The sequence below is a fragment of the Synechococcus sp. H55.2 genome (assembly GCF_047462495.1).
Lineage (GTDB): Bacteria > Cyanobacteriota > Cyanobacteriia > Thermostichales > Thermostichaceae > Thermostichus.
The window spans coordinates 1-8,317 of sequence record NZ_JANSJH010000107.1; the positions used below are offsets into that span (position 1 = coordinate 1).

At 60.5% G+C, this 8,317-nt stretch carries 7 protein-coding genes and 1 pseudogene; 6 read left to right on the forward strand and 2 right to left on the reverse strand.

The window, feature by feature from the left end:
• The 3 genes from NW844_RS11145 to NW844_RS11155 all read left to right on the forward strand — a co-directional run.
• Positions 1–210 (forward strand): hypothetical protein (locus NW844_RS11145; RefSeq protein ID WP_414335683.1); only part of this gene is annotated, 210 nt, incomplete at its 5' end.
• A gap of 29 nt (positions 211–239) precedes the next feature.
• Positions 240–485, forward strand: coding sequence for a GlsB/YeaQ/YmgE family stress response membrane protein (locus NW844_RS11150; RefSeq protein WP_414335685.1), 246 nt, complete (start codon positions 240–242; stop codon positions 483–485).
• Between the two features lie 80 nt (positions 486–565).
• Positions 566–1,168, forward strand: a complete 603-nt coding sequence (locus NW844_RS11155; protein WP_414335686.1) for a hypothetical protein — start codon at positions 566–568, stop codon at positions 1,166–1,168.
• Between the two features lie 116 nt (positions 1,169–1,284).
• Here the strand turns inward: NW844_RS11155 and speA are convergent, their stop codons facing one another.
• Positions 1,285–3,210, reverse strand: a complete 1,926-nt coding sequence (gene speA, locus NW844_RS11160) for a biosynthetic arginine decarboxylase (protein ID WP_414335687.1) — start codon at positions 3,208–3,210, stop codon at positions 1,285–1,287.
• 458 nt (positions 3,211–3,668) lie between these two features.
• Here speA and pstS point away from each other — a divergent pair, with 458 nt between their 5' ends.
• The 3 genes from pstS (at position 3,669) to NW844_RS11175 (ending at position 8,029) form a co-directional block, all read left to right on the forward strand.
• The gene (gene pstS / locus NW844_RS11165) at positions 3,669–4,760 is read left to right on the forward strand and encodes a phosphate ABC transporter substrate-binding protein PstS (RefSeq protein WP_414335689.1); all 1,092 of its coding nucleotides are present in this window, start codon (positions 3,669–3,671) and stop codon (positions 4,758–4,760) included.
• 249 nt (positions 4,761–5,009) lie between these two features.
• Positions 5,010–6,896, forward strand: coding sequence for a molecular chaperone DnaK (gene dnaK, locus NW844_RS11170; RefSeq protein ID WP_414335690.1), 1,887 nt, complete (start codon positions 5,010–5,012; stop codon positions 6,894–6,896).
• Between the two features lie 164 nt (positions 6,897–7,060).
• Positions 7,061–8,029, forward strand: coding sequence for a DnaJ C-terminal domain-containing protein (locus tag NW844_RS11175; protein ID WP_414335691.1), 969 nt, complete (start codon positions 7,061–7,063; stop codon positions 8,027–8,029).
• On the opposite strand, the pseudogene NW844_RS11180 reads toward NW844_RS11175, so the two are convergent.
• Positions 8,026–8,317, reverse strand: a pseudogene (locus NW844_RS11180) (RNA methyltransferase); the annotation flags it as partial. The gene NW844_RS11175 and the pseudogene NW844_RS11180 overlap by 4 nt on opposite strands.

An 8,317-nucleotide genomic window follows, 5' to 3' on the forward strand; every position in this document is an offset into this window, starting at 1 on the left:
TATGTATCTATATCTAGTGTCGGTGGCGCTCCTCTTCAGGTCTTCATTGCATACATCCAAAATCAACTTGGGGTTTTAGACCCAACTTTTTGGTGGTTATCTGTTCTCAGCAAAAGTTACCAATTTGTCAGGTGGCCGTCAAGTGTGCCGAGTGTACAGAAGGTTGGTTTTCAGAGCATTTATCTTTTAGCAACGAAGAGTAAGCTGTAGGTATAGCATACCTTGGAGAAGTAAGTTGTATGAACAGCACCCTTTGGTTTCTGTTGATCGGGGCGATTGCCGGTTGGCTGGCAGGGTACATCCGGCGTGGTTACGGATTTGGCTTGATCGGCAACATCATTGTCGGCGTCTGCGGGGCATTTGTCGGGGGATATCTCTTTGATTTGCTTGGCCTATCGGCTACGGGCTTGCTGGGAAGCTTGCTGATGGCTACTGTTGGGGCTTTGGTTCTGTTGGCCTTGATCAGCTTTATTCGTCGGGCTTGACCTTCAGGTGGCTCGCAAGCGCTCCCAAGAATCTGCGTTTTCCTTGGGATGCTGTGTTGAACATTTACCGGAGAGTTTTGATGAACATTCGTGTTGTTGCGGCGGCGATGATTGGCTGGGCAATCCCCACTTTGGGGTTGCTCGCCTTGCCCCCTGCTTCTGCTCAGCAACTGTTTGATGTAGGTGTGCGCCAATTGCAGCCGGGCACGGTCATCCCCGTCCAGACCCTCGAGGGTGGAGAGCCCCAGTACTTCAGCCCCAACAGCACCCATCCCCTTACCTTGCGGGTAGCTCAGGACATCTACGGCGGCGACGGCCAGTTGGTGATCCCGGCAGGGAGCGAAGTGCGGGGTAGTTTGCGCCCGGTTCAGGGAGGAGCTCGGTTCTTCGGCACGGCCCTGGTTGCCAATGGACGCCTTTACTCGGTGCAGATGTCTTCTGACTTGATCCACGATGAGAAAGATCCCCGCCAATACTCCGCCGAAGCCATCGCCCAGGACGCAGCCATTGGTGCGGTGGGCGGTACGGTGCTGGGCCTGCTGACAGGGGGTGTCTCTGCTTTGGGGGTGATTGGCGGAGCCGGGGCCGGCGTGGCAGTGGGCAACATCACGGCTCCCCAGGTGGTGGTGTTGCGCCCCAGTCAGGTGATGAACTTGACCCTGAATAGCCCGCTGCGCCTGTAATGAGCCACGTCTAATCCCCTTCCCCCAACTCCCAGATCTCAAAAGCTTAAGGATCCCGGCCCAAAACCGGGATCCTTTTCTGTTTTGACCTGGGCTTTGGGGCCGTCTCTGACCGGCTAGCGGTGCAAGTAGGTGTAGGCCCGCAGGTTGTCTTCGAAGTGCTGCTGCAAAGCGCGGGCCTGATCCAGGCTAATCTGCCCCCGTTGCAGGGCGGCTTCGGTGGCGTGGTGCAGGGTTTCCACCAGATCTTCGCTGTTGTACTGCACCCAGCTCAGCACTTCGCCGATGGTGTCCCCCTTGATAACTTGGGTGACTTGGTAGCCGCCGGGACGGGTGCGGATGTGCACGGCGTTGGTGTCGCCAAACAGGTTGTGCAGATCCCCCAGGATCTCCTGGTAGGCGCCCCCCAGAAACACCCCCAGCAGGTAGGGCTGCCCATCGGGATCATGCAGCGGCAAGACCGAGGTGATCTGCCCGTCTTCGCCAAAGAAGCGGTTGATCTTGCCGTCGCTGTCGCAGGTCAGATCCGCCAAGGTGGCCCATTGGCGCGGCTCCTCGTCCAGACGGTGGATGGGCATGATGGGAAACACCTGGTCGATGGCCCAGCTATCCGGCAGGGATTGGAAGAGGGAGAAATTGCCGTAGTAGATGCTGGCCAGCATTTCGTCCAGATCTAGAAGATCTACGGCCACCGGCTGCCCCGCCTGGTGCTGCTCGTAGGCCAGTGTGCAGATCTTGTCGGAGCAGTTCCAGAACATCCGCTCCACCTCGGCCCGCTCCTGCAAGCTGAGGGATCCCTCGGTAAATTGGCGCAGGGCGGCTTCTTTGAGCTCCTGGCAGCGGCGATAGTCGGCCACCAGGGTCTCCGGCTGGATCTGGTAGTAAAGCTGGTTCAGCTTCTGGATCACCTCGGCATCGGACGTGAGCTGGGTGGGCATGGGGTAGGGGCTGGCGGCGTTGACATCCTGGACGTCAAAGACCAGCACCGACTGGTGGGACATCAGGGCCCGCCCGCTTTCGGTCACCAGCACCGGCGGCTGGATCCCGTGCGGCTGCAGGGCACTCAGCACCGTCTGCACCACGGTGGCGGCGTAATCCTCCAAGCTGTAGCTCTGGGAGAAATGGCTGGTGGACTGGGATCCGTCGTAATCAACCCCCAAGCCGCCGCCGATATCCAGATAGCCCATCGGCGCCCCCAGTTTGACCAGCTCGATGTAGATCTGGCTGGCCTCCCGCACGGCCCGCCCATGCACGCTCACCATCGAGATCTGCGAGCCAATGTGGTAGTGCAACAGACGCAGACAGTGCAGCTTGCCGGCCTCCCGCAGCCGTTCCACCACCTGCAACATCTCCGTGGCCGTGAGGCCGAACTTGGCCCGATCCCCAGCCGAGGTGCCCCAACGCCCGATCCCTTGGGCTGAGAGCTTGGCCCGCACCCCCAGGATGGGATCAATGCCCAGGTGCTCGGCAGCCTGCAGCACCAGCTCCAGCTCCTGCAGCCGCTCCAGGACGATGATGGGGGTGCGCCCCAGCCGCTGGGCCAAGAGAGCCGTTTCCATAAAATCGCGGTCTTTGTAGCCGTTGCAGATCAACAGAGCCCCAGGTGTATCCAGCAGAGCCAGGGCAATCAACAGCTCCGGCTTGGAGCCTGCCTCCAGCCCAAAGTGGTAGGCGCGACCGTGCTTGACCACCTCTTCCACCAGGTGGCGCTGCTGGTTCACCTTGACCGGGTAAACCCCCCGATAGACGTTGGGGTAGCCAAAGCGCTCGATGGCCTGCTGAAAGCTCTCGCAAATCCGCCGCATGCGGTCGGCCACGATCTCGGGAAAGCGAATCAACAAAGGCAACTGCAAACCCCGCGCCACCAGATCCATCACCAGGTGGTACAGGTCGATGCCAGGTTCCTGCTGCTGTAGGCCCTGTGGGGTTACCTCCACATGACCGGCGGCGTTGATACGGAAGTAGGGATCCCCCCAACCGGAGATGCGATAGAGCTTTTCGCTGTCTCGCAGTGTCCAGGGAGAACGAGTCAAAGTCGGCATAGTAGTCCCCCAGATACCGAGATGTAAACAGCGCAGGATTTCTGCACAGAATCCACAATATATTGCTCTATTCCAAGATATGTCAAGATTTTTCCAAGGCAGGGGGGATCCGGCTCGAAACCGGCTAAGCCTTGCCAGATAAGGCTTTGGCCTGGGGATCCCTCTGCAGTTGCTGCAGAACTCAACTCTTTCATTCTCTTTCTTTCGCTGTTTTTCTTTGTTTTTCTCGAGCAAGCTCTGTTTTCCATCTTGAGACAAAGACAGAGTTGGGATCCCCGTTTTTGCCGAAGCGCGCAGCGAACCCTGCGGGGATCGGCGACCAGTTGGTGAAGAGAAGAAGCCGACTTTTGCGGGAAGTTGCCCCCTCTGGTGCTTGCCAGAGCTAAAGATGGCAGCCCTTGACAGGGCTCCGTGGGCAAGACTAAGGATCGGGGCGGAGAGCTTGGAGCGCCTCAGCCATGGTTCAACTGCCCCGCTGCCGCCGTCGAGAAATGCTGCTGTCGTTGCTGGCTGCTGCCGGCCTAAGCGCCTGCCAACAGGGATCCCGTTCTGGCCAAGCCGGCGATGCTGTCCCTGTTGCCGACAGCCAGTCTTCCGGGGAAATTGTGTTGATCAACGGGGCTGGGGCTACCTTCCCGGCCCCTCTGTATTTGCGCTGGTTTTCCGACTACCGCCAGGTGGATCCCAAAGTGGAAATCAACTTCCAGCCGGTGGGCAGTGCCACCGGGATCCGCCAATTTATCGACCAGACGGTGGACTTTGCCGCCAGCGACGTGGCCATGACCGATGCCGAGATTGCCGAGGTGAAGCGGGGCGTGGTCATGATCCCGATGACAGCAGGCAGCATTGCCGTCGGCTACAACCTGCCCGGGATCCGCTCCGGCCTCAAGCTATCCCGCTCCGTCTTGGTGCAGATCTTCCGCGGCCAGATTACCCAGTGGCGGGATCCGCAGATTTTGGCCCTCAACCCCGATTTGGAGATCCCCGACCTGACCATCGCCGTCTGCTACCGCTCCGACGGCAGCGGCACCACCGACACCTTTACCCGCCACCTGGCCGCCATCGACCCCGCTTGGGCCGCCGAGATTGGTGTCGGCATGTCCCTGGAGTGGCCGGTGGGGATTGGGGTCAAGGGCAACGAAGGCATGAGCGCCCAGATGCTCTACAGCGAAGGGGTGATCGGCTATGTGGAATCGGTCTACGCCCGCGACCTGGATCTATCGGTGGCGGCCCTGGAAAACCGCCGCGGCGAGTTTGTCCTCCCCACCCCCGCAGCCTCGGCCCTGGCCCTGAGCGAAATCGAGCTGCCTGAGAACCTGCGGGCCTTTGAGCCGGATCCGTCCGGCGCCGGGGCTTATCCTATCGTCACCTACACCTGGATCCTGGCCTACCGCCAGTACCGGGATCCCGCTATTGCCACTGCCCTGCGGGCGGTGCTGCGCTGGGCCCTCAGCGAAGGACAGGCTCTGGCCGAAGCAATGGGCTACCTGCCCCTGGCCGAAACCGTTGTGGCCCGCAGCCTGGAAGCCCTGCAGCTTATCCAGAGCTAGCCGCCCTTGCCCCAACCGGCCCTGGAAGCAAGGCCCCGGCAGGTACGGAGATCCGTAACTGCTCTGCCTTCCAGTTGCCAGAAATGGGCGGCATTCTCGCCCTGACCGCAATGCCCTGCTGGTTAGGATCAGCCTAGGAAACAGCTAAATACCTGCTGAATTTTCACGGATTGGCTGCCCAAGCTACTTCATACAGCCTGGCGGCGGTAGCCGAGGTAACGTCTTGAACAAAAGGAGAACAAGGAGCCGATGGGAAAAGTTGTAGGAATTGACTTGGGCACAACCAACTCGGTTGTCGCCGTAATGGAAGGGGGTGTCCCCACCGTCATCGCCAATGCCGAGGGCACTCGCACCACGCCCTCGGTGGTTGCCTTCACCAAGGATGGAGAGCGCCTGGTAGGGCAGATGGCCCGCCGCCAGGCGGTGCTCAACCCCGAAAACACCTTTTATTCGGTCAAGCGGTTCATCGGGCGCAAGTACGATGAGCTGAATGCCGATTCCAAGCGGGTCTCTTACCAGGTGCGGCGGGATGAACGGGGCAATGTCAAGTTGTATGCACCCCGCTTGAACAAGGAATTTGCCCCCGAAGAGATCTCGGCCATGGTGTTGCGCAAGCTGGTGGATGATGCCAGCCGCTACCTGGGCCAACCGGTTACCCAAGCCGTCATTACTGTACCTGCTTACTTCAACGACTCGCAGCGGCAGGCCACCAAAGATGCCGGGAAGATCGCCGGCTTGGAAGTGCTGCGCATCATCAACGAGCCGACGGCGGCTTCTCTGGCCTATGGCTTGGACAAGCGCAACAACGAGACCATCCTCGTCTTCGACCTGGGCGGCGGCACCTTCGACGTGTCCATCCTGGAGGTGGGCGATGGGGTCTTTGAGGTGAAATCCACCAGTGGCGACACGCAGTTGGGAGGCGACGACTTCGACAAGAAGATCGTGGACTGGATGGCTGAGCAGTTCAAGCAAATGGAAGGGATCGACCTGCGGCAAGACCGGCAGGCCCTGCAGCGGCTGACGGAAGCCGCCGAAAAAGCCAAGATCGAGCTGTCCAGTGTCTCCGAGACCACCATCAACCTGCCCTTCATCACTGCCACTGCCGATGGTCCAAAGCACCTGGAGCTGAAGCTCTCCCGCGCCCAGTTTGAACACCTCTGCGCCGACCTGCTGGAGCGCTGCAAAGGGCCGGTGGAGCAGGCCCTGCGGGATGCCAAGCTCACCAAGGCCGACATCAACGAAGTGGTATTGGTGGGCGGCTCCACCCGCATTCCAGCGGTGCAGCGGCTGGTGAAGGAGCTGCTGGGCAAAGAGCCCAACCAGAGCGTCAACCCCGACGAGGTGGTGGCCGTGGGCGCTGCCATCCAGGCCGGTGTGCTGGCGGGCGAAGTTAAAGATGTGCTGCTGCTGGATGTCACCCCCTTGTCTTTGGGGGTGGAAACCCTGGGCGGCGTGGCCACCAAGCTGATCCCGCGCAACACCACCGTGCCCACCCGCAAGTCGGAGATCTTCTCCACCGCCGAAGATGGGCAGACCTCGGTGGAAATCCACGTGGTGCAAGGGGAGCGGGAGCTGGCCCGCGACAACAAGTCCCTGGGCCGCTTCAAGCTGGACGGGATCCCGCCGGCTCCCCGCGGTGTGCCGCAGATCGAGGTGACCTTCGACATCGACGCCAACGGCATCCTCAAGGTGACGGCCAGAGATAAGGGCAGCGGCAAGGAGCAGAGCATCTCCATCACCGGCGCCTCCACGCTGGATAGCAAAGAGGTGGAGCGGATGATTGCCGAAGCCGAGAAATACGCTGCCGAAGACCGCGCCCGCCGCGAGAAAATCGAGCGCCGCAACAAGGCCGACTCGCTGGCCTACCAGGCCGAGCGGCAGTTGAAGGAGCTGGGCGACAAGATCTCCTCCAGCAAGCGCAGCCAAATCGAGACCTTGGTGCGGGAGCTGCGGGACGCCATTCAACGGGAGGACGACAGCGCCATCCAGAGCAAAGAGCGGGAGCTGCAGGAGGCCCTCTACGCCATGAGCAGCGAGCTCTATCAACAGCCCGGCGCCGCTTCCAGCTCCACCTCTGGGACGACCTCTGGCGGCAGCGACGACGTCATCGACGCCGACTTCACCGAGACCAAGTGACGGCAGTGGGATCCCTCTGGGGCTCCTTATCCACAGCACCGATAATGAGGAAGGACGGGATAGGCGATGGCGTCTAGCCCGCCTTCTTCTCTTTTCGTCAACGGGTCGGAAGCCAACTGCTTGGTTTTTTGCCCATTCTCAGCAATTTGCCTGCGGACGCCTCCATGCAAAACTTCAAGGACTACTACAAGATTCTGGGGGTCAGCAAGACGGCCACCGCCGACGAGATCAAGCAGGCCTATCGGCGCTTGGCCCGGAAATATCACCCGGATGTTAACCCGAACAACAAAGCCGCCGAAGAGAAGTTTAAGGAGATCAACGAAGCCTACGAAGTTCTCTCGGATCCCGGCAAACGCAGGCAATACGACCAATTTGGCCAATATTATCAGCAGGGTGGGTTCCGTTCCCGGCGGGAGACCTATAGCCAGCCCTACGGCAGCCCTTTTGCCGATGCCCCCTTCAACGAAGACTTTGGATTTGGTGGGGGGGGTGTCGATTTCAGCCAATTTGACGATTTTCAAGATTTTATCGATCAACTGCTGGGCCGAGTGCGCAGCCAAAGCACAAACCGCAGCAGCGGCTTTTCCGGATCCAGCGACAACGCCAATTACGATGCTGAGGCCACCATTCAGCTCACCATCCCTGAAGCTTTCGAGGGGGGTAAGCGCCGCCTGCGGGTGGGCGGGGATCGCGTGCTCGAGGTCAACATCCCAGCAGGGATTACGCCAGGGAAGCGGATTCGCCTGCGCGGCCAAGGCCACCCCAACCCCAACGGCGGCGCCGGCGATCTGTACCTCAAGATCGAGCTGAAAGACCATCCCTTCTATCGCCTGGAGGGATTCGATGTTTACTGTGATCTGCCCATCAGTCCCAGCGAAGCGGTTTTGGGTGCCCAGGTGGAGGTGCCCACCCTGGATGGAGTGGTGAAGCTGCGGATCCCGCCTGGCATGCAGCCGGGGCGAAAGTTGCGGCTGGCGGAAAGGGGCTTCCCCAAGGGCAACGGAGAACGGGGGGATTTTTACGTGGTGGTGCAGATCCATTTGCCCACCCGTCTCTCTGATGAGGAACGGGAACTTTACGAAAAGCTGCAGCGGGTTCAATCCTACGATCCTCGGGCCGCCCTTAAGCTCTAGCAGTCGAGTGGGATCCCGGTGAAATCTGGCCGCGTCGGCGGGACGGGATTTGTCTGACCCTGGCTCCATTGCAGTTGCCGTAGGATGCCGCGCAACAAGGCCACCTCGGCCACGGTCAAGCCGGCCCGCTGGAACAGGGCGCGAAATTTGAGCATTTTGCGGCGGGCGGTGTGGGGGTGTAGGTAGCCGATCTGCAGCAACAGCGCTTCCAAATGTCCAAAAAAGCCTTCCAGCAGCTCGAAGGGAACGAGCCTTTGGGAGAGGGGCACAGAAGGGGCGGGGGGAGGG